This window comes from Methanothermobacter tenebrarum, from assembly GCF_023167465.1.
Classification (GTDB): domain Archaea; phylum Methanobacteriota; class Methanobacteria; order Methanobacteriales; family DSM-23052; genus Methanothermobacter_A; species Methanothermobacter_A tenebrarum.
Genome location: NZ_AP025698.1, coordinates 65,597 through 87,731, shown reverse-complemented (window position 1 = coordinate 87,731; position 22,135 = coordinate 65,597). Strand labels below are relative to the sequence as shown.

Here is a 22,135-nt window from a genome sequence, read left to right as displayed (position 1 = left end):
TCCGGGCGGTGATCCGTTGGATATCGAAAGAAAATGGCAGAAGAGATGGGAAAAAGCAGGGATCTTCCAAGCCAACCCAGAAGGTGACGAGAAACTATTCCTGACAGTGGCTTATCCATATCCTAGCGGTGCCATGCATATAGGCCATGGGAGAACCTACACTGTACCAGACGTCTATGCACGATTTAAACGAATGCAGGGCTATAATGTGCTTTTCCCAATGGCATGGCACGTGACTGGCGCGCCAGTCATCGGAATAGCCAGGAGAATCCAGAGAAAGGATCCGTGGACGTGGGAAATATACCAGAAAGTCCACAAGGTCCCCCAGGGGGAACTGGAAAAATTCACAGACCCAGAATATATTGTAGAGCATTTCAGCAAAGAATACAAGCGGATAATGAAGGCCATGGGCTACTCAATCGACTGGAGAAGAGAATTCAAGACAACAGACCCACAATATCAGAAGTTCATCGAATGGCAGATAAAAAAACTAAAAAAGAAGGGACTAATCCGTAAAGGAGAACACCCAGTAAAGTATTGTCCAGAATGTGAAAACCCTGTAGGAGACCACGACCTCCTAGAAGGTGAAGGGGTGGCTATAAACCAGCTCACAATACTCAAATTCAAACTAGAAGATTCGTACCTTGTAGCTGCAACATTCCGCCCAGAAACTATCTTCGGAGTCACAAACTTCTGGTTAAACCCAAAAGAAAAATACATTAAAGTGAAAGTGGACGGGGAAAAGTGGATTATAAGCGAAAAATCATATGAAAACCTATCACAGCAAAAAAAGGACATGGAAATCCTAGAAGAGGTTAACCCAGAGGAACTGGTAGGTTCAAATGTTGAAAATCCTATGACAGGTGAAAAACATCCTATACTACCTGCATATTTCGTCGACCCAGAATATGGTACAGGCGTTGTATTCTCAGTCCCGGCACATGCACCAGCAGATTACATCGCACTACAGGACCTGAAAAAGGATAAAAAATTACAGGAAAAATACAAGCTAGAAGACATCCTCAAAGGGATGAAACCCGTGAATGTGATAACAATCGAAGGCTATGGAGAATGCCCAGCCTGCGAGACCATAGAAAAATTCAAAATAAAAAACCAAAAGGATCCCAGATTAGATGATGCCACAAACGAACTCTATAAGATTGAACACGCCAAGGGTAAGATGAGCCAACACATACCCGGATATCATGGCAAACCAGTGGCAGAGGCCCGTGAAGAAATAGCAGAACAATTAAAATCAGAGGGCAAAGCCGATGAAATCTTCGATTTCGCCGAGCATCCTGTGATCTGCAGGTGCGGGGGCCATTGCATCGTTAAGATAATGGAAAACCAATGGTTTATAAAATATTCAGACAAAGAATGGAAAAACCTGACCCTAGAATGTCTCAACTCCCTCAGGATAATACCAGGGGAAGTGAAGGCAAACTTCGAATATTACATTGAATGGTTAGATGATTGGGCCTGTGCAAGGAGAATAGGCCTTGGAACACACTTACCATGGGATCCTGAATGGATAATAGAACCTTTAAGTGATTCAACAATCTACATGTCATATTATACCATATCACCCCACTTGAAGAGATTACCAGCCGATGTCCTAGATGATGAATTTTTCGACAAAATCTTCCTAGGCCAGGAAAATAAATTAAAGATAGATGAAAAGACCGCTAATAAGATTTCAAAGGAATTTAATTACTGGTATCCGCTAGATTGGAGACTATCAGCAAAGGATCTTATAGGTAACCATCTCACATTTCATCTGTTCCATCATTCCGCGATATTCCCACCATCCAAGTGGCCCAGGGGAATAGTAGTATTTGGCATGGGCTTGCTTGAAGGAAAGAAGATGTCATCATCCAAGGGAAATGTCGTATTATTATCAGATGCCATAGAAGCCCATGGTGCGGATGTTGTAAGACTGTTTCTAATGTCATCTGCGGAACCATGGCAAGACTTCGACTGGAGGGAAAAGGAGGTTATAGGCACGAAAAGGCGCCTTGAATGGTTCAGAGAATTCGGGGAGAAAATCTCTGATATAATAGGATCAAGGGGATTATCAGTTTCAGAAACTCCACAGCCTTCATCATTTATTGGTAAATGGATGATGGCAAGGATAAACCTCAGGATAAGAGAGGCTACAAAGGCCCTTGAAGGATTTCAGACTAGAAGAGCCCTCCAAGAAGCGTTTTTCCTCCTGAGGAAGGATGTTGATCATTATATGAAGCGTATAAAAGGTCATGTGGATGAAGAAGCTGAGGATGTTCTCAGATACCTTTTAAGTGTATGGATTCGTTTAATGGCACCATTCATTCCACATACTGCAGAGGAAATGTGGGAAAAATATGGTGGTGAAGGTTTCGTATCAGAAGCTCCTTGGCCAAGACCCCATGAAGAATTTATAAGCCTAGAAGTTCAAAGGGCAGAGGAGATGGTCCAAGAGACCATCAAGGACATAATGGAGATCAAAAAGATCCTAAACTTAACCCCTAAGAGGGTGCACGTATATGTTGCCCCTGATTGGAAATGGAAAGTACTAGAGATGGCCTATGAGATGGGTAAACCTGATATGGGGGCTTTGATGGGACAAGCCATCTCTGAGGGAATACATGACGATAAGAGGGAGCTGGCAGATTTTATAAAAAGGATCCTAAAGGATATTGTAAGGGAAGAGCATCCTGGACGTATTGACGAGTATAAGATATTATCCGATGCTAGAGAGTACATGGAAGAAGAAGTTAACGCAGAGATAATAATCCACGAAGATGCTGAGTATGATCCAGAAGGAAAGGCTAAAAACGCCATCCCATATAAGCCTGCAATCTACCTGGAATAGATCACACCCTATCTGGGTGAACTACCCCCCATTGGGTGCTTCAATGATGAGGGTTTATCTCCACGGCCTGGAGCACGTCCCCAACGCCAGTGGGGATAATTTTATCCTCCCAGATTATGTCAGCTTTCCCCGGCTCTTCCGGGACAGGATAGGTGAGGATTTTATAACCATAACATTGCTGTTATCAAAATTGTGGTGTATGAGTCTTTTCTGGCTTTCATCGGGGGGCTTCCCCATATAATTTTATCTTGCAGTTCCCTGGTCTCGTGGAAACCGTTCTTTTTCTCAGATATTTTATATTTTGTTGGGGGTTTAAGTCCCTATGGGGTGAGAAATAACCTTATTTTTAAGGGTTCCTATATCCTCTATGGATGCTTCGATTTCGTCGCCTGGTTTCATGGGGCCTACACCGGGGGGTGTTCCTGTTGCGATGATATCCCCTTTTTTTAGGGTCATTATATTTGATACGAATTCTACAAGTTGGTATACGTCGAATATCATGTTTCGAGTATTTGAATGTTGTCTAGGTTCTCCGTTTAAATGTAGGGATATTTCGAGTTCATGTGGTTTTATATCTGTTTCTATCCATGGTCCGATTGGACAGAATGTGTCGAAGCTTTTGGAGCGCGTCCATTGTCCATCTTTTCTTTGAAGGTCTCTGGCTGTAACATCATTTAGTATGGTATAACCTGCTATGAAATTTTTAGCGTCTTCTCTGTCCACATTCTTAGCTTCTTTGGATATTACCACTGCCAATTCTACTTCATAGTCAACTTCTCGGGACATCGGTGGATAGATTATAGGATACCTGTCTCCTATGATGCTGCTCGGCGGTTTCAAAAATATTATGGGCTCTTCTGGGATTTCCATGCCTAGTTCGTCCGCATGGTCCCTATAATTAAGGCCTACGCATATTATCTTCGAAGGATTCGCTGGGGGGAGTATCTTCACGTTAACTGGACATTCTCTTAATCTTTTATGATTATTGGTCAGGTAATCCTTTTCTGACACTTCTATGATCTTGTCATCCTCTATGAAACCGTATCTTGGCTTGTTGTTGTATTGGAATCTGAGGAATTTCAATTTATCAACCTCTATTGTATTATTCTTTCGATGGGGACTACGAGGATGTCCTTTGCACCGACGCGTTTGAGTTCGTTGACAACCTTGAAAACGTCTTTTTCATCCACTACAGCATGCACTGCTACTATACCATCATCTGACAAGACTTTGGATACTGTTGGGCCCGTCATCCCTGGTATGACCTTTTTAACGGCTTCTAGTTGGTTTTGGTTGACATTTAGCATGACGAGTTTTTTGCTCTGTGCATCTAGGACTCCTTTGATGCCTGTTCTAACTTCTTCGATGAGTTTCTTCTTTTTATGGTAGCTTTCATGGTTTGCTATGAGTTTCACTGAACTTTCGAGTATTGTGTCAACGATACGAAGATGGTTCATTTTTAGGGTTGTACCGGTACTTGTCAGGTCCGCTATAAGATCTGCAACTCCTATGAATGGTGCTATTTCTGTTGAACCGCTGAGTTCAATTATTTCAGCGTTTATGCCTTTCTCTTTTAGGTATTGGCTTGTTAGTCTGGGGAATTCCGTGGCTATTATAAGTCCGTCTTTGATATCCTGGGGGTCTTTTATATTTGAATCTTCTGGGGCTGCTAATACAAGTTTCGCCCTTCCGAATTTGAGATCTTCTAGGATTTTAACATTGCTTCCCCTTTCCATTATAAGGTCTAAGCCTGTTATTCCAAGGTCTGCCGCGCCATCAGCCACGAACTCTGGTATGTCAGTGGCCCTGGTGAACATGATCTCGATGTTTGGATGTTCTGTTTGTGAGAATAATCTTCTTTTCAGAGTATCCTTTAATCCAATACCTGCCTTCTCCAATAATCTTATAGTAGGTTCGCTTATCCTGCCCTTTGATGGGATCGCCATTTTAATCTTCACTATAATCACCCCTGGGGGGATAAGAATATTATATACTTATTTAAATTTTAACATTAGGGGGGATTATGTGGAGACAAAAAATACTCTAGTAATGGATGCTCAGATTCTAGATGCTCATGGCTTAAGGAAGGGTTCTTTATTGATCGAAAATGATAAGATAATTGAAGTATCTTCTAGTATCAGCCCGGCGGGTGTTGATAAGGTGATCAATGCCCAGGGGAAGCTTTTAATCCCTGGGCTTGTGAATACGCATACTCATCTTTCAATGACACTCTTTAGGGGTGTTGCCGATGATCTTAAACTCGAAAAGTGGCTCAATGATTATATTTGGCCCCTTGAAGCGCATCTTAATGGTGAATATTGTTATGCTGGGGCTCTTCTTGGTTGTGTGGAGATGATAAAATCTGGGACGACCACATTCAATGACATGTACTTTTATATGGATCATGTGGCTGAGGCTGTGAAGGAGGCTGGTCTGCGTGCTGTGATAAGCCATGGGATGATAGATTTTGATGATGAAGAAAAGAGGAAGGCTGAGATAAAAGAATCGAAGAGGATAATCAAGAAATGTCATGGGGGAGCTGATGGGCGGATAAGAGTTGCCTTGGGGCCTCATAGTCCCTATACTTGTTCCAGAGAACTCCTAGAAGAGGTGAGGGGCCTTGCAGATGAGCATGGACTCCTCATACATATTCATGTGGCTGAGACAGAAGATGAAGTTAGACAGGTGAAGGAGAAGTATGGGCTGGGGCCATTCGCTTATCTTGATGATATTGGCTTTCTTGGGGAGGATGTTATCGCCGCACATGCTGTGTGGCTTTCATCATCTGAAATTCATATTCTAAGGTCTCGGGGTGTTAAATTGTCACATAATCCTACCAGTAATATGAAGTTGGCGTCTGGAGTTTCACCTGTTGAAGAACTCCTAGAATGTGGGGTTTGCGTTTCCCTTGGAACTGACGGGCCTGCTTCGAATAATAATTTGGATATGATTGAGGAGATGAAGATAGCAGCTCTTTTACAGAAGATAAAAAGTATGGATCCAACAAGTTTAGGTGCTGAGAAGGTTTTTGAAATGGCAACAATAAATGGGGCGGCTGCTCTGGGGATGGTTGATGAGATAGGGACTATAGAGGTGGGTAAGAAAGCGGATCTGGCCCTTATAAATACTCGGAAATGTAATCTTGCTCCTTGGAGGCACCCTGTGTCACATCTTGTATATGCAGCGTCTGGTTGTGATGTTGAAACGGTATTATGTGATGGTGAAATTCTCATGGAAAATGGTAAGTTAAAGTCGTTGGATGAGAAGTATGTTATCGAACTTGCAGAGAGCGCGGCTGAGGAGTTAACCTCCAAGGCATGATTTCATCTTTTGATAAAGTATGGTTTTCTGTTTTTAGTTAAGACGATGCTCTTTTTCCATTCTTCCCTAGTCTCTGGGTGGTCTTTTCTAAAATGGGATCCTCTACTTTCTTTTCGGATGATGGCGGATTTTGTTACGAGCGCCGCTGTTTTAAGCATGTTCTCAACTTCTAGGGCCTCCTGGAGGTACTTGTTAAATCTGCCCCCCTCTGGGGCATCTAATCTGTCAAGTTCTCCCTGGAGTGATCTTATGGTGGATAGGGCTGATTTGAGGGATTTTTCATCTCTTATAATGGCGACGTTTTCCCACATGGTATCATGTAACCTTCTTTTGATCTCTGCCGGTCTTAGATCCCCTTCCCTTACCTTGTTCTTTATCCTATATTCTTCGGCTTCAACGTAGCCTCTGTTAAGTCTAAGATCACTTTTAAGGGCGTTTTCGGCGGCTGAAATACCAGCCCGTCTACCGAAGACTTGGGTGTCAGCTAGAGCATTCCCACCTAACCGGTTGGCACCATGGACTCCACCAGCCACTTCCCCTGCCGCGAATAAGTTTTTGAGGTTTGTACGACACCAGGGGTCTATTCTAACACCGCCCATGAAATGGTGGGCTGTTGGAGCCACTTCCATTGGCTCTTCCCGGATGTCAACACCCACATCCAGGAATTGTAAAAACATTGTCTCCAATTTTTCCTCGATCAGGTTATCTGGTAGATGGGTTACATCTAGGTAGACGCCACCATGTTCTGTCCCGCGACCTTCCATGATTTCATTGTAGATAGCCCTTGAGACAACATCCCTTGTTGCAAGTTCTAATCTAGGATCATATCTTTCCATGAAGCGCTCGCCATCCTTGTTTAGGAGTATGCCACCTTCACCCCTCACGGCCTCTGTCACGAGAACGCCCTTGCGAGATTCTGGCCACACCATCCCTGTGGGGTGGAATTGGACTTGTTCCATGTCGATGAGCTCTGCACCGGCCTCCCAGGCTATGCTGAAACCATCACCACCCTTCTGTAGCGTGTTTGAAGTGACGGGATAGACGTGCCCGGCACCTCCACTTGCAAGTATGGTGGATTTGGCGTTGAAGCATATGGGCTTCGAATCCTTTAATGAGATGCCTATAGCTCCTTGGACGCTCTTCGTATCTTCATCAACTATTAGGGAGGTTATCATAACCTCATCTAGGGTTTCTATACCCCTCCTTGTTATCTCTTCTTTTAGTGCTGTTATGATCTCGTGGCCTGTCCTGTCACCCTGATAGCATGTTCTACGATATGTTTGACCCCCGAATGGTCGCTGATCAAGTACTCCGGATTCTTGTCTGTCGAAGAGGGCTCCGTAATTTTCAAGGTCTATGAGACGGTCAGGCGCTTCATTAACTAGGATCCTTACAAGTTGGGGGTCATTTAGGAATCCACCCCCTTTCATAGTATCCTGGTAGTGGATCTCAGGGTCATCTTCAGCATCCACGAAGCCAAAGGCTGCATTATAACCGCCTTCGGCCATCCCAGTGCACCCTGATTTGAATGATAGGCCCTTTGATACTATCAGGGTTTCAAGATCATACTCTGAGGCTTCTATGGCCGCTCGGCTACCGGCACCGCCAGAGCCTATTATGAGAACATCGCATTGATACACTTCGCTTTCCATAATCTATAATTTACCCAGTAGATATTATAAGTGTTATAGACAGAATGAAAAAATGTTAGGAAAAAAGATGGGGGTTGGATTTGAAAAGAAAGGATATAATAAAATTAGCCAGGAAGGATTTTGAAAGGGCATGGGTTGAAACCGGCAAGTTACTCAAGAAACCCCACCATGATATGGAATATCCCCGTCTAAGGTTTAAAATAGGAAGATCTCACATACTCTATGATACGATATGGAGACTAAGGGATGCTTATCTTAAATTAGGATTTGATGAGGTTGTCAACCCCATATTCATTGATGAAGAGCATATCTACAAACAGTTCGGACCAGAGGCTCCGGCAATACTTGACAGGTGTTTTTATCTTGCAGGATTACCCCGCCCGGATATAGGCTTGGGCGTTGAAAAGATAGATGAGATCAAAAAATTGGATGTTAAAATCGATGATGAGAAAATAGACAACCTAAAGGAGGTTTTCAGATCATATAAGAAGGGTGTTCTCGCGGGGGATGACCTGGTGATGGAGGTGTCATCAGCACTTGATGTGAGTGATGATACCGGTCTAAGGATCCTTGAAAAGGTTTTCCCTGAGATAAGGGATCTAAAACCCCTCCCCACGAAGAATACACTACGTTCACATATGACATCTGGTTGGTTTATAACATTAGAGTATTTACATGATAAGTGTAGGCTCCCATTAAAATTGTTCTCAATAGACCGGTGTTTCAGGAGGGAGCAGAGGGAAGATTCAAGCCATCTTATGACATACTATTCGGCCTCCTGTGTAATAGTAGATGAAGAAGTGACATTAGATGTTGGCAAGGCCATGTCAGAGAGTCTGCTGGAATATTTCGGCTTCTCTAAGTTCAAGTTCCTCCCTGATGAGAAGAAATCAAAGTATTATATTCCCGGGACCCAGACAGAAGTTTATGGTTACCATCCAAAGCTTAAAGAATGGGTTGAAATCGCAACATTTGGCTTATATTCTCCGATAGCACTCTCTAAGTATGGTGTGGACAAGGATGTGATGAACCTTGGACTCGGGGTTGAAAGACTTGCAATGATACTAGCAGGAGAAGATGATATAAGGGGGATGGTCTATCCCCAGATATACAAAGAATGGGAACTTTCTGACAGAGAACTTGCGAGCATGCTCAGGATAAACTTGTATCCTGTAACAGAAGATGGCCGGAGACTCATGGAGAAGATAATAGATGTGTGGAGAGAACATGGAAACGAGCCTTCACCTTGCAGTTTCACAGTATATGATGGTGAATTCCTAGGAAGGAATGTTAAGGTAGAGGCTGTTGAAGTGGAAGAGAACACCCGCCTGTTGGGTCCCGCGGCCAATAATAGGATATTCGTCTATGATGGGAATATACTAGGGGTTCCGGAGGATGAGAAACTCGACACAAAACTTATAAAAGAAGCCAGGAGGAAGGGTATAGATACTGGGATAACCTATATGGATGCTCTCGCCGCCGAAGCCGCATATAGGATTGAGGAGATGGTGGTAACAGGTTCAGATACTATTAGGGTTAGAAGTGCTATTGCTCGTTCACTCTCTGACCTTAACCTAGTATTAGACAAGGTTGGTATGAGGTATATTACAAGTAGAAACAAGGTAATAGACCTTAGGGGTCCGACATTTTCAACAATAAAAGCTAGGATAAAATAATGTACTGGAATCGTATCATAGATACAATGGCGCGTTTACAATGTGAGTGGTCAAAGAAGGTTATCAAGGAGGATGTTATTTCACACTTTAGAAGTGTATGTGGTGCAGATGTTTCCTTCACAGTGAATAATAAGGGTATAGCGGCGGCCGTGATAACAGACTCTAACATAAAAGTCATCGAAAAAGAATACGAGAAGGTGGAATTGCCCATCCCATACTTGAGCGGGTTTTTAGGCTTCAGAGAAGCCGATGCCATCTTAACTGTTGTTAAGAGGTTGGAGAATCCCTTTGATGTTCTCATGGTCAATGGTAACGGCACATTACATCCAAGAGGTTTTGGACTGGCAAGTCATGTTGGAGTTTTCCTCGGGAAACCCACCATTGGCGTCACCAAAAAGCCCATAAAAGAAGCTGAAAGGGATAACTCACTCTTAAAGATAAAAGGAGAAGTTGAGGGTAAAATAGTCAATGGCATTGTTGTAAGTGTCGGGCATAAAATAAGTTTAAAAACTGCCGTGAAAGTAGTTAAAAATACAAGTATATATAAGATGCCAGAACCCCTCAGACAAGCCCACATACTCTGCACGGAAAAAGCCAAAGAGGAACTAAAATGAAAATCAAAGGAACCCTAACATCAGGATCCGGAGAAGGAGCCTATTACATGTCAAAGAAAGTATACAACCTCCAATTCACGGAAAAACTGGGATTTGAACCATACCCGGGAACCCTCAATATAATAATCCAGGAAGAATACGTCCCCCTTATAAAAGAGTGTCTAATAGGTGCGAAGAAAATAGAAGGAAAAGGCGACCTTGGAGATGTACTATATATGAGAGCCACCCTTAATGATAAAATCAAGGGAGCCCTCGTATTCCCTGTTAAAACACATCATCCCCCGCGTATACTTGAATTCATAGCACCAGTTTATATCCGCCAAACACTTAAATTAGAGGATGGAGATACCGTCACCCTATACCTGGACGATTGCAAAAAAAATATAATATAGTGATTACAATGATGGAAGAAGCACTAAAGTCACTAAGGAAAGGTGAAATAGTACTAGTCTTTGACGCTGCAAACAGGGAAAGAGAAACAGACATGATATTAGCAGCGGAACATGTAACACCCGAACATATAAGAATACTTAGAAACGATGCTGGGGGTCTAATATGCGCCCCAGTATCAGCGGAAAACGCTGAAAAACTTGGGATACCATTCATGACCGATATACTGAAGGTTTCAAGTGAAAAATATCCTGTACTTAAAAGATTATCACCACATGACATACCCTATGATGAAAAATCCGCCTTTTCAATAACAGTCAATCACAGGAAGACATTCACAGGGATAACAGACAATGACAGGGCCTTGACAATAAAGGAACTCGCACTCTTATGTAAAGATGGTCAACATGAAAAATTTGGAGACTTTTTCAGATCCCCAGGCCATGTAACCCTATTAAGGGCTGCTGATGGCCATGTACTAAGAAGGAGAGGCCATACCGAGATGAGCATCGCCTTAATGGAGATGGCGGGCCTTACAGGAGTTGCTGTATGTTGTGAAATGATGGATAATAGGAGAGGTAATTCATTATCCACGGAAGATGCCCGTTTGTATGCTAAGGAGCATGACCTCATCTTTTTAAATGGTTCTGATCTCATAAAAGCCTATAAAGAATACAAATTTGAACTATAAGGGTGAGATTAAAATTTGGAATATTTTCCAGCCGAAAAAAATTATCAATGTGGGTATTTCTTTGACTTGTTGTGCTGTGTATGATGGGAAGTTTATTAGGACGATGATCATATGCTTTGCAACGTTTGAGTATGGTTCCTTCCCCAAAGCATGCTTATAACAGCATAGGCTATGATCGGTTTCCAATTTTGAAGATCCCACCACCATTATCTTTATCATAGGATTGGGGGGTGGTCTCTGCTTCCTTGTCAGGGCGCATTCGTATCGATTCTTTCTTGACTCTTTTCCTTGAAGGGCTCTTTGGGGACCTCTTCTATAGTGTTTTTCTCATGATTTTCATGTCCCAAAACTCTTATTGTTCTCTTTTTTTATCCCCCGGGGCCGATTATTTCATCCCACTCGTATCCGCATTCTGGACAGTAGAGGTAGATTATGCAACCCTGCCCTGGGCCATAGGGTTCAATTGAGAGTATAGTGGCCTCTGCACCGCATTCTGGACAGTAGAAGGTCTGATCACTGACCTCTGATGGGTATGGCTGGTTTGGGGATGGTGATCCCTGATAGGCCGGACCATAGTTGCCATATTCAACATCGGGGTAACTGCTGGAGTTTGTTGTATTATTAGTAGCGGGTGTTTGGTCCTTGGATTATCAGATTCAGGGGATTACCCTGGTCATGCCATGGTGGGTAAGACATGATATCATGGTAGAGCATGCCAGCATAGAACATGATAGCCGCGAGTAATACGCATACTGCTCCTGCTAGCACGTTTGTGGCGAATCCCAACCCCATCATCTCCATACGTTTTTTTTTTTGGAAAAGGAGAGTGATGAGCCACTCCTTCCATTCTCTAACCAGCCAAAAAAGGAAAATCAAAAACTTTATATGTTAAGGTTTCTTTGAGCAAGTGAGGAGAGGGAAGGGGGATTTCAACCCTTTTCACTCCCCTTTTCAACTTCTATATTTAGGTATTTACATTTTATCTTAAATACTTTTTCTTCAAAATTTTACCAATATGACAACCTAACCGCGGGTATATCATCCTTCTATTTCCCACATTTTTTCTCTTATCCTGATTACCCCCTTGATCTGCTGACCCCAAAATGTTTTTGGAGTTTCTTAAGGGCTTCAATGTCTTCATATTTTAAGACAGCCGGTACCTGGGTTTTCTCCTCTCTTGGTTTCCCTTTTTTCTTTCCCATAAGCTTAACTTGCTTTTTCTCCATATGATGCTTTCTTATAGTCCAGTTATGGTTGGAAGCCAATATGATGGCAAAGTATGGTGATTGTCAGGCGGTTATAGTTTTTTATCCCAACATATGTTGTTTGGATTAAAGTGGGGGATTACAATGGAGTTTAGATGGAGTTCATCTTAGATTTTTTTGCTACTGAACTATAACGAAGATCTTTTTCTGTAAATTTATACATCCTCATGAACTACGACTGCAGTTCCGGTGGCAGTCACTATAACAGCACCCCCTTGCAGTCCACCAACAGAGACATAGTCGATTATCACTTCAACAACGGCATTGGCGCCCATTGATGCAGCCCTATCAAGCATCACAGAGACGGCATCTCCACGTGCTTCCGCCAGTTTGTACCTGTGTGGGGAGGGCGGTTCAATGATCCTAATGAGGTTTGCGAACCTTCCCTTATACCTAACCTCTTCAGCCACGGCTTCATCGGCGACAAGACCCATATAACTCTTTATTCTGTTCCCGTTCACACCCGGAACAGATACCAGGGGCATTTCCATCTGAAGATCATCTAGACTCTCAGTAACGCGATGGTAACCTGTTTCAGGAGCCTTAATCAACCCAAGCCTTCCTAAAAATTGTATGAACCCGTATATGCTACCTTTAAGGGTCACGATGAGAATGTAATTTACCAGTGTGGGGAATGCTGCCTGCAGAGTCAGTACTATGGCGATTAATGTGATCAGACACAGTGTAACGGGTTCCTTTGTGGGGTCAATGCGTGTGGCCGGGATGAACCATCCATACAGGTTGATGATGATGAAGGTTAGAAGTGCGCTTATCGCCCCGGTACTTTTCCCATACCTTTCCCGGGCTATCATGGTTTCGATGAACCCTGCAAGAAGTGGGGATATGATGTACATGATGTTGAATCCAAAGATAACAAGGCCCCAGATGATGCAGAGGTAGGCTGAGATGAAACCTGCAAGAAATCCGAGGATAACAGCTGCAGGCCCCCATCTCTTTTCAATCAAAACCCCTAAACTGACCATTGAGCCACCCTTGCATCAATCCCTGTGGGAAACCGCCGTCCCTGTGATGGTTACAAGTATAGTGTTCCCCATGGTACCCCCAAGGTTATGATAGGTCACGCGGGCCCCGATGACCGCAGTGGCACCCATCTCCTCAGCCTTCCTGGCCATGCTATCCATTGCAATCCTCCTGGCGGTTGCAAGCTCCTCCTCATACCTGGAGGTCTTCCCACCCACAACGTCCCTCACCCCAGAGAACATGTCCTTGTAGAGGTTTGCACCTATGAGGGCGTCTCCGGTTACAATGCCATGGTATCGGGTTATCTGTTTACCCTCTATGCTTGGTGTTGTCAGTATCAGCATATGATCTTCCCTTTACTCAGAATAAATGTTTATATTTTATCCGGGTCCCTATATAAGAATTTCATCATCTTTTCTGATAAAAATATAAATATTACCATGATCATACACTAAGATATGATATTTTTACTTATCCTGGGGGTGGTAAATGATACAAAGGGATGGATCCTTCTGGTGGTATACTGGAGTTGATTTTTATATCTGAATTGAAGGTGGTGTAGGTTTTGCAGAAAAATGCTGTTGCACTGCTAATGGTGCTTTTGGGTCTCATAATACTGGCTTTCCCACTGCTCGGTATTGTTCCATTCAGTCTGATAAGTGGATTCATAGTACTCATGGTTGGTATCGGCCTCATGCTGGCCGGAATAGCCGAAATGGGTGAAAGTGCAGGTTTAGGTATACTCGAGCTTGCCCTGGGCCTCATAGCCCTTATAATCGGCCTTGGCTTCATATTCAACCCTGCCCTGTTCAGCTGGCTCATCGGATTCATTGTCTGGATTGTGGGGCTTCTCATCATACTTGCGGGTATAGGTGCTGTTGTCACGGGATCCGCAAGTAGCAGATGGAATGGGGTTATAGCCATAGTAATAGGCCTCATATACGTAATTGCAGGGACTTTCCTTGCCAATCCGATTGTTCTGGGGACCCTTATAGGTTTATGGCTTATAATCACTGGTGCAGTCATGTTCATGGCCAGGGACTGAACCATAAACTTTTTATTTTTGTGGCAGGTTTTCACCGGGAGGTGCTGATCCCTTCCAGGTATCAATGGAAGGCTTGTTCGTGGAGTATCTGTTTATTTGGGGTATGAGGATATCATGGCATCCATGAAGGGCCTGTCCATAGGTATCCTGGAAATATGATAATGAGGGGTGCTTTCACTTGTATTCGAAGAGGATGGAGAGGAATGTCCAGAGGATAGGATATGCTGTAAACAGATTCAGGGGGAACCTTCTTCTTATAAGGGGAGGTACGGATCCTGAGGAAATCAGGGATGAGTTTGCTGAGGTTGAACGCATCCTGAGGGAGGTTTATGTGGATATAATGAATGAAACACCTGACTTTGGACTTGAGGGTATCCATAGAAAGATCCTTAAAACTGCAAGGACCTATCTTGAGGCTGTTGAGGAGTTCATGAAGTTTTATGATGACCATGACGATGACCACTTCGTATACTCAGGCCTGAAAATAAATGAGGCGAATGAACTCCTGAATCAGGCAGCCGCAATGTTCTAATCCTTTATAAGTTTTAAATAGATTACCTCTATGAGCCTGCCGTAGATCCAGGGTACGAGGATAAAGAGCAGTATCCCCACGGCCCCTGTAACCACACCAGCAAACCATTCAGGGCGGAATCCTGAACTGTAATTTCCGGTTATTGATGTCAGGGTGTTCACGGTTCCGGTGATTATGGCGAATACCAGTCCAGCCACCCAGTACCTTCCAAAGTGTTCTCCAAGTCCCATTTAAATCACGGATTTTTCCTGATAAGCTGTCTAACAGGCCTTTCAGTGCACCTTGTTTCTTGGAATGAACTTCAGGGCCGCGGAGTTCATGCAGTACCTTTTCCCTGTGGGTTCAGGTCCGTCATCAAAGACGTGTCCAAGGTGAGCACCGCACCTGGCACAGAGGACCTCGCAGCGCACCATCCCGAGGCTGAGGTCCTTCCCGAGTTCAACATTGTGGCAGGATATCACATTATAGAAACTCGGCCACCCGGTCCCTGAATCAAACTTGGTCTCTGAGTCAAAGAGGTCCGTGCCGCAGCATATGCACCTGTAGATACCATCAACATAGAAGTCAGGGTACTCACCTGTGAATGGTGGTTCTGTGCCACCGCACCTTGCAACACGGAAGGCTTCAGGGTGAGGATCTGACGCCATTCATCCACTGAGAGTTCAATCCTTTCAAACATCTCAACACTGTTCCTGGCTGCAAAGAATATCGGAATTTTTTTCTTGCATATATTAATTTGGGCTCTCAAAATATATAATTTAATAAGCAGTGCCTGTGGGTTGATGGCAGTTAAAACTTAACTGCCCTATCCCTTCCAGGTAAAACTGGGACCTGTAACCATATAAATAAATTATGGATTAAGAGATCAGAGCCGCGAGCTCTTCAGGCAAGTTCAACGGTGCTTGGCGAGATTAACTACACACCCTCAAATTAGGTCAACCTGCATATTCGTCTTCAACGAGCAAACAGTTTACACTTCAAAAATAGTCTAAAAATTCTATAATCTCCTTCTCATCACTTGAATGCAATAAACACACCAGGGATATTATATTTTTCATACTATGGAATTATAGCCCCTGATCATCCGATGGACAAATAGAAAAACTATCTTATGTAACACCTCACCCTTCAAGCCTTAAAAACATCCCCCAAGACCAACTAAAAACCATTAGACGCCAAGTATATGCGCGGATCGATAAAAGTCAGCCGCCAGCCAGCCTGGGCCGTTGACCATCACCCCCATTGCCGTGGGGGGCTCCCCAACCACTGTTTTTATCCCAGTTTGGGGGATGGTATGGCTGTCGCCTGCTGATTGTCCTATGCTATCAGATGGGGTTGATTATCATGATACTCTTCATCCTATCGTGTTTAGTTGGTGGGATCTTTTAGGATCATTCATGGTATCCTTTTTCAGGGCTTTTTTCATGATCTTCCTGTGTGTGGTTTTTATACTGTTTTTGTTCGTTATACCTACGTAGCGAAGATAGCTCAAAATAAACGTTTGTGATAAGCATAGGAAAATTTCAATCCCATTTTAGCCTGATTTTAACCAGGCGAACTACATCCGACTATCATACAACGACACCGAACTCTACAAGATAGCAAGCCACAGGAGCCCCTACCAGAACCGGCCAATGAAGAAAAAAGAGAAAAGGCCCCAGAAACAACAGAAAAGGCCGAGGAATGGCCCCAGAAAAGCGAAAATACACGGACTGGCCTGAATCTCATAAGGGCCTTTTAGGGCTTCTCTTGTTTTCATCTTCTCTTTCGCTTCTCCTTGTATGTGAAAGAGTGTTAATTTTCCGTTTCCAGGGGTTTCATGTCACCGCTTGTGGGTTTTCTCTTTTTATCTTCTTTTCACCTTCTTACATACATTCATATTTCTGTTTATTGTCTTCTCATCACCTCCTCCCTAAACTTCAATTGCAGAGGTGCGTTCTGTCTGTAGAGTATGAGAAGACTGGCGGTTACCATGAGAACAACCTGGTCATCAACGCCCCTTCTCCTTATAGTATTTATACCTTCTGTGGGACCAGTTGGCTGTCCTGTGGAAGACGAGGAGGCTTAAAAGGGCGAGTAGGAACTGCTCGGCTTCTACTGGTGGTATTGGATGCTTGTACTCTCTTATCATCTCAAGGAGGTGCATGCTGTTGCGGACATCATCATCTTTCACTAAAAAGAATTTCTCCTTATATTCGTTTAGTTTTTCTTCTACTTGTCCAAGATCATCCAAATCTATGATATCACTCCTCTGTTTATATGATCCTATGGGGTGGAGTGGTGGCCCGAATATATCCAGGGAGTTGATAGAATCAGTTTATAGGGCCAGGGCCAGTTGTCCACCTTCTCCACCACAAAGCCCCCAATTAAGAGTATAAGCCTAAAAAGTATAAAAATTTTACTAAAGGTTAAAGGTCAATAGCCAAAAGCATCCGACTATATGCGGGGATTGATAGAATCCGGCTGGCGGCGGCTTCGGGCCGTGAAGATACCCTCCATTGCCTGGGGCGTGTGGATTTTGTCCCTTTTCTTAATGGTATATGCCGGGCCCCTTCATGATCTCATAATCTTCTCTTGTTTTCTAAAGATGCTTTTAATATTATGATGGTCTCAGGTTTTGTCTTGTCATTTCCTTGATGGGATCTTTTATTATTTTGTGTGGTGTGTTTTTTTGCCTGTTTTTCTCTTCTTCAGCTGGATCCTTGAGAGGAGCCCTCTTTTCAGGGAATCATGATCCGGGGAGAAAAGCAGGTTTCTCCTTTGAGGCCAAGAATTAAAGCTTTCTTTAGCATTCCCAGGACTCATATAATATTTTCTGGTTACTGGTAAATGCTGAGAAGCCCTTTTTCTATTCTGATCATGATACATGTGAGAAACGTTGTTTCCTCCGACACCAGGAAAAAGGAGCCTTTTTAGCCTTTACCAGGAGCCCTAAAATATTCCCAATTCTTGGGAGTGCTTCTCCTGCCTTTTTTTACTCTGATCATGATCTTGAAGAACGAGTTTCTCCTTTGAGACCACGGATTAAAGCTTTCTTTGGCCTTACCAGGACTCGTATAATTTTTTCTGATTCCTGGGAAGGGCTGAGAAGCCCTTTTTTTCTTTCCTGTGTGATTCGGTTTTAGATAGCGTTAGATAAGATGATGTGGTCTGAATGATCACCTTGCCCTTGTGGGCCCCCTTTCTGTTTTTTTATGTTTTTTGCCAAATTTAGCCTATTCAGGAAGGTAACGGGCTGAAAGTGTGTGAGAAATGGGTTTTTTGGATGAGGTTGTATGAGCCTGTATAGATTATAAGATTGTATATATTCGGGATCAAATGTTATCATGGTGTTTTCCCGGGTTCTCCTCCTTTTTTTGGGGTTGCTGGTGTCTTTTATCCTTTATTTAAAATAATCTAAAGTAGTTTTTAGATGATTTTGGTGGGGTAGGTGGTTATTAGGTTTTCATGGGTTGGTTATAGGCTAAAAGGGGTTAAAGTAACTTATTGTTATTAAAATCTTCGGTCGGATTTTGATGGGGATAGACGACCAAATGAAAACCCCCTAAAACAATTAAAAACAAACCATAAAAGTTCAAATTAAAAAATAGGAAATTAAAACGTGCAAGAGAATACTAAAATTGTTGTCTGCTATCCTTGAACTTTGTCTCTCCAGGACTGTTTACTAAGGTTTTTTTCAACCTTTAGAGGTCTAAGAATTTTTCGAACTTCATCTGAAAGCGATTTTAGGGCTTCTTCAAAAAGCAATTAAGGTGTTTTAAACCAAAAATTAAAGGAGGTGGCATAAAAAGGGCCAGTAGTTGGAATAAATTCTATGATTCAAGTAATAAGCATGAAAAAGAGGCTTTTTTGTCCTTAAAATCTTGGATACTGTCCCTTATGCCATGGAAGATGAAAAGTTGAATATTGAGAGATTCATAGGAAGTGGAAAACTTGACTTGACTAACTGATGTCTTTTGGTTCTGTTAGTCTTTTGTAGCTTTCTGTACAAGTTTTGGCAAAATACCCTTTACATTTTTTCTTATTCTTCTGTTCTTTTAGGATTCTTGATGATATATTAAATTTCTTTTTTATTGGATGTTAGCTGATGGTTCTATATTTTTTGGGGGGTGGTTTTGGTAATGTTCTTGGAGTAGTGGATCTTTTATTGTTTCTTTTTTTGTTGTTGGGGTTAATATTATTGTGTTTTTTATTTAAATTTGGGCAGGTTAAATTTTTCTTTTATGGTTTTTATTGGTGTATATCCTTTGAAGGATGGTTTACGGGCGATTGAAAGTATCTGGGATAAGTTAAGGTTTTCTTCGACGGTTTTTAAGGCTGTGATACAAAAATCTTCAAGTTTGATTTCTATTTCAGGGGTTCCTCCTCTTTTTTTAATGTCAATTTTTGGGATCTGTCCAATGAATTCGCAATTTAGAGTATTTTTGATGAAATTTGCAACTTTGTTGAAGATTAATTCATCATAGACACGATTCAGGATGACTCCCCCTATTTTAACGCCCAGATTTTTCATTAGATTTCCATGTGCCACTACGTTGACCGCTGCAGATTCTATACCCCCTTTGCTGCAGTTTGCGACTAAGATGACTGGTATATTCCCGGCGAGGGCGATTTCTGTAGATGAGTAGGGTATTTTATCATTAAGGAGTCCTGTTATACTGCTCATGACTCCTTCCACGATTACTATTTCATAGGGGGAATTTTTTAGTTTTTCGATAACTTCTTTAAGGTCCATCCAACCTAGGTCGGCTATTTTTATTGATGAATATTCTTCCATTTTTTCTTTGATTAGATATAGTGGGGGTACGATGTCTCTGATGTCTGGTCCTACTTTTAGGATGCCAACTTTAATTCCTTTTTTCCTTAGTGCGCCTGCTAGGCCGGTTGATATGAAGGTTTTACCTGAACCGGATCCTGTACTTGCTATCATTAACATTAAGGGATAATCCCCTATACTTGATGTTTTTTTATCTGGGATTTTAATTTTGGTGTTAATGGCTAATTCGGATTTTATTTTCCTAACAAGGGTCCTGTTAAGTTCTTTTATCCTTTTTTTGTCTTTTTCATTTGCATCTAAGAATTCTAAGACATTGTTGACGAGTTTAGGATTGTAGTCGAGGCAGGCGTGAATTAGAGTGCCGACAACGTTGCCTTCATCATTACAGACTCCTGCGAGGATTTCGCGTGGCCTGTTCTTATAGTCGCTCCTTTTTATTCTAGAATAGAATATTGGTTTTTCTTCGCTTTCTATGGATCCGTATGTGTGACAGTGGAATCCTCTTATAATGGTGCCTATCATTCCCTTGGTTAGGAATGATTCTCCTACGACAGGGGCTTCAACTCTGTCATTGCTGATCATGGGCTTAAATTTTACATTTAGTAGTCCTAGTCCCTCTTTTTCAATGGGGCAGGGCGATTTACGACCTATGTCGGTTTTGTCTCCTAGCACTTGGAAACCTGAGCATATACCTATTATGAAACCGTCTTTTGAGATTTTTTTGACTTCACGGGCAAAATCAGAGCTTATGGAACCGGATTCTATTATGCTACCGCCTGGGATTATCAGACCATCTAGTATTTTGTGGGCTGGTTCGCCTTTGACTAGGCCGTTTTCTTTGACGATGTCAGTTGGTAGGTTGCCGAAATCTTCAAATGCTGGTACTGAACCTTTCAAGTATGCTAATCCTATCCTCATCATCCTCGTCCTTTGAGTATTGATTCAATCTCTAGCATGGCTTTCATGATCTTCCAGTCTTCCAGTGGTTTGGCTTGTAATTGTAAACCTATGGGGATCCCTTTAACTTTACCTATTTTCATGCTAGCAGCTGGTATGCCTGCTAGGTTAGCTATGACGGTTAAAATGTCGTAGGAGTACATTTCCATTGGTTTGAGGGTTGTTCCAATCTTGTGTGGTAGTTTTGGGACTGTGGGTCCTAGTATGATATCCACATTTTTGAGGACTTTTTCTATTTCTTTTCTTATAAGGGAGCGTGCTTGGAGGGCTCGTCTATAATATTTGCCGGAGAATTCTTTCTGGCTTATATATGATCCGATTTGTATTCTCCTTAGAACTTCTTCGCCGCAGACATCTTCAATCTTATAACCGTATTTTCTCCCATCATATTTTCTTGTTGCTGAAAAGAATTCCACATAGTTTATAAGATAGTAGGTTGGCAGGCAAAGGTCAATATATTTGAAGGGGAGTTCAACCACGTTATAGCCTTCTTCCCTAAGTAGGTTGATGGTGTCCTCTATTATATCTACTATTGGATCGTCTGTAACCTCTTGGAACTCCTTTACAATCCCAAATGTTAAATCAGACCCTTTTTTATTGGATGGTCTGGTTAGGGAGGTTCCACTGGTTTTTATTGTTGTAGGATCCTTGGGATCGTAGCCACTTATAACATCAAGTAGTAGGCTTATACCATATAGGTCATTTGATAGTGGCCCTATCTGGTCGAAGCTCATGGCAAGGTCGAGTAGGCCTTGTCGGGATACGAGACCATAGGTTGGTTTGAATCCGTAGACGCCACAGTGTGATGCGGGGTTTCTTATGGATCCTCCGGTGTCTGATCCTAGGGTTAGGTCGCACATGCCAGCTGCTATTGCAGCTGCGCTACCCCCGCTTGAGCCTCCGGGTATTCTCCCCTCTGCCGCGGGATTGTCTGTGACGCCAAAATAGGATGTTTCGGTGGAGCTGCCGGCTGCGAATTCGTCCATGTTGGTCATGCCGATGATTATCCCATCTTCTCTTTTTATCCTCTTTATGACGGTGGCATCATAGCTTCCACGGTAATTTTCCAGGGTTTTAGAAGCTGCCGAGACCATGAAGTCTTTAACGTTAATGTTGCTTTTTATACCAATCACTAAACCGGCTAATCTGCCAACTTTCTCATCCTTGGATATCCTTGAGTCGATCTCAGCAGCCTTTTTAATAGCATGCTCCCTGTTTACTTCTATGAAAGCGTTTATCCTAGGATTTTTTTCTTTTATGGTCTCTATGAAATTTTCAACATTTTCTTCTGCTGTTAGTTCATGGTCCTTGATTGCTTCAACTTTACTCTTGATATCCATTGATAACACCCTTTATTAAAGGTGACATATAAGATTTTATCTA

The 22,135-nt window shown here is 42.6% G+C and carries 21 protein-coding genes; 9 read left to right on the top strand and 12 right to left on the bottom strand.

The window, feature by feature from the left end; genetic code table 11:
* The first annotated feature begins 16 nt into the window (after positions 1-16).
* Positions 17-2,851, top strand: a complete 2,835-nt coding sequence (gene leuS / locus MTTB_RS00410; protein WP_248564581.1) for a leucine--tRNA ligase — start codon at positions 17-19, stop codon at positions 2,849-2,851.
* Positions 2,852-2,894: 43 nt separating this feature from the next.
* Positions 2,895-3,092, top strand: a complete 198-nt coding sequence (locus tag MTTB_RS00405; protein WP_248564580.1) for a hypothetical protein — start codon at positions 2,895-2,897, stop codon at positions 3,090-3,092.
* Positions 3,093-3,163: 71 nt separating this feature from the next.
* Here MTTB_RS00405 and MTTB_RS00400 read toward each other — a convergent pair whose 3' ends face one another.
* A complete protein-coding gene (locus tag MTTB_RS00400; RefSeq protein ID WP_248564579.1) occupies positions 3,164-3,934 on the bottom strand; it encodes a fumarylacetoacetate hydrolase family protein in 771 nt (256 codons plus the stop codon).
* Positions 3,935-3,945: 11 nt separating this feature from the next.
* Positions 3,946-4,809, bottom strand: coding sequence for an ATP phosphoribosyltransferase (hisG, locus tag MTTB_RS00395; protein ID WP_248564578.1), 864 nt, complete (start codon positions 4,807-4,809; stop codon positions 3,946-3,948).
* Positions 4,810-4,876: 67 nt separating this feature from the next.
* Between hisG and MTTB_RS00390 the strand changes: the two genes are divergently transcribed.
* Positions 4,877-6,172 (top strand): amidohydrolase family protein, encoded by a 1,296-nt coding sequence (locus tag MTTB_RS00390; protein WP_282570360.1) that lies wholly within the window; start codon positions 4,877-4,879, stop codon positions 6,170-6,172.
* Positions 6,173-6,174: 2 nt separating this feature from the next.
* Here MTTB_RS00390 and tfrA read toward each other — a convergent pair whose 3' ends face one another.
* Positions 6,175-7,824 (bottom strand): fumarate reductase (CoM/CoB) subunit TfrA, encoded by a 1,650-nt coding sequence (gene tfrA / locus MTTB_RS00385; RefSeq protein ID WP_248564577.1) that lies wholly within the window; start codon positions 7,822-7,824, stop codon positions 6,175-6,177.
* An 80-nt stretch (positions 7,825-7,904) separates the two neighbouring features.
* Here tfrA and sepS point away from each other — a divergent pair, with 80 nt between their 5' ends.
* Genes sepS through ribB form a run of 4 tightly spaced genes read left to right on the top strand, consistent with a single transcriptional unit; the run spans position 7,905 to position 11,195 of the window.
* Entirely contained in the window at positions 7,905-9,500 is a 1,596-nt protein-coding gene (sepS, locus tag MTTB_RS00380; RefSeq protein WP_248564576.1) for an O-phosphoserine--tRNA ligase, read from the top strand.
* Positions 9,500-10,114, top strand: a complete 615-nt coding sequence (locus MTTB_RS00375; RefSeq protein ID WP_248564575.1) for an endonuclease V — start codon at positions 9,500-9,502, stop codon at positions 10,112-10,114. Before sepS ends, MTTB_RS00375 begins: the two co-directional genes overlap by 1 nt.
* Positions 10,111-10,506, top strand: coding sequence for a CTP-dependent riboflavin kinase (locus tag MTTB_RS00370; RefSeq protein WP_248564574.1), 396 nt, complete (start codon positions 10,111-10,113; stop codon positions 10,504-10,506). The genes MTTB_RS00375 and MTTB_RS00370 overlap by 4 nt, the downstream gene beginning before the upstream one ends.
* Before the next feature lie 8 nt (positions 10,507-10,514).
* A complete protein-coding gene (gene ribB, locus MTTB_RS00365; protein WP_248564573.1) occupies positions 10,515-11,195 on the top strand; it encodes a 3,4-dihydroxy-2-butanone-4-phosphate synthase in 681 nt (226 codons plus the stop codon).
* A 621-nt stretch (positions 11,196-11,816) separates the two neighbouring features.
* Here the strand turns inward: ribB and MTTB_RS00360 are convergent.
* The 4 genes from MTTB_RS00360 to MTTB_RS00350 form a co-directional block, all read right to left on the bottom strand.
* A complete protein-coding gene (locus MTTB_RS00360; protein WP_248564572.1) occupies positions 11,817-11,981 on the bottom strand; it encodes a hypothetical protein in 165 nt (54 codons plus the stop codon).
* A gap of 290 nt (positions 11,982-12,271) precedes the next feature.
* Entirely contained in the window at positions 12,272-12,397 is a 126-nt protein-coding gene (locus tag MTTB_RS08315) for a hypothetical protein (RefSeq protein WP_282570359.1), read from the bottom strand.
* A gap of 218 nt (positions 12,398-12,615) precedes the next feature.
* On the bottom strand, positions 12,616-13,443 hold the full coding sequence (locus tag MTTB_RS00355) for a YbjQ family protein (RefSeq protein ID WP_248564571.1): 828 nt from the start codon (positions 13,441-13,443) through the stop codon (positions 12,616-12,618).
* A gap of 15 nt (positions 13,444-13,458) precedes the next feature.
* Positions 13,459-13,785 (bottom strand): YbjQ family protein, encoded by a 327-nt coding sequence (locus MTTB_RS00350; RefSeq protein ID WP_248564570.1) that lies wholly within the window; start codon positions 13,783-13,785, stop codon positions 13,459-13,461.
* A 248-nt stretch (positions 13,786-14,033) separates the two neighbouring features.
* Here MTTB_RS00350 and MTTB_RS00345 point away from each other — a divergent pair, with 248 nt between their 5' ends.
* The gene (locus MTTB_RS00345; protein ID WP_248564569.1) at positions 14,034-14,486 is read left to right on the top strand and encodes a DUF308 domain-containing protein; all 453 of its coding nucleotides are present in this window, start codon (positions 14,034-14,036) and stop codon (positions 14,484-14,486) included.
* A gap of 193 nt (positions 14,487-14,679) precedes the next feature.
* On the top strand, positions 14,680-15,018 hold the full coding sequence (locus tag MTTB_RS00340; protein ID WP_248564568.1) for a hypothetical protein: 339 nt from the start codon (positions 14,680-14,682) through the stop codon (positions 15,016-15,018).
* Here the strand turns inward: MTTB_RS00340 and MTTB_RS00335 are convergent.
* From MTTB_RS00335 to gatA, 5 genes are all read right to left on the bottom strand, one after another.
* Positions 15,015-15,215, bottom strand: coding sequence for a hypothetical protein (locus MTTB_RS00335; RefSeq protein ID WP_248564567.1), 201 nt, complete (start codon positions 15,213-15,215; stop codon positions 15,015-15,017). The two genes, MTTB_RS00340 and MTTB_RS00335, sit on opposite strands and share 4 nt — an antisense overlap.
* A gap of 75 nt (positions 15,216-15,290) precedes the next feature.
* On the bottom strand, positions 15,291-15,665 hold the full coding sequence (gene msrB, locus MTTB_RS00330) for a peptide-methionine (R)-S-oxide reductase MsrB (protein WP_248564566.1): 375 nt from the start codon (positions 15,663-15,665) through the stop codon (positions 15,291-15,293).
* Between the two features lie 1,343 nt (positions 15,666-17,008).
* Positions 17,009-17,251, bottom strand: a complete 243-nt coding sequence (locus MTTB_RS00325; protein WP_248564565.1) for a hypothetical protein — start codon at positions 17,249-17,251, stop codon at positions 17,009-17,011.
* A gap of 1,956 nt (positions 17,252-19,207) precedes the next feature.
* Positions 19,208-20,716 carry a nucleotide-binding protein gene (locus tag MTTB_RS00320; protein WP_248564564.1) on the bottom strand — a complete coding sequence of 503 codons (1,509 nt, stop codon included), beginning with the start codon at positions 20,714-20,716 and terminating at the stop codon, positions 19,208-19,210.
* Positions 20,713-22,092, bottom strand: coding sequence for an Asp-tRNA(Asn)/Glu-tRNA(Gln) amidotransferase subunit GatA (gene gatA / locus MTTB_RS00315; protein WP_248564563.1), 1,380 nt, complete (start codon positions 22,090-22,092; stop codon positions 20,713-20,715). The genes MTTB_RS00320 and gatA overlap by 4 nt, the downstream gene beginning before the upstream one ends.
* Positions 22,093-22,135: the final 43 nt, after the last annotated feature.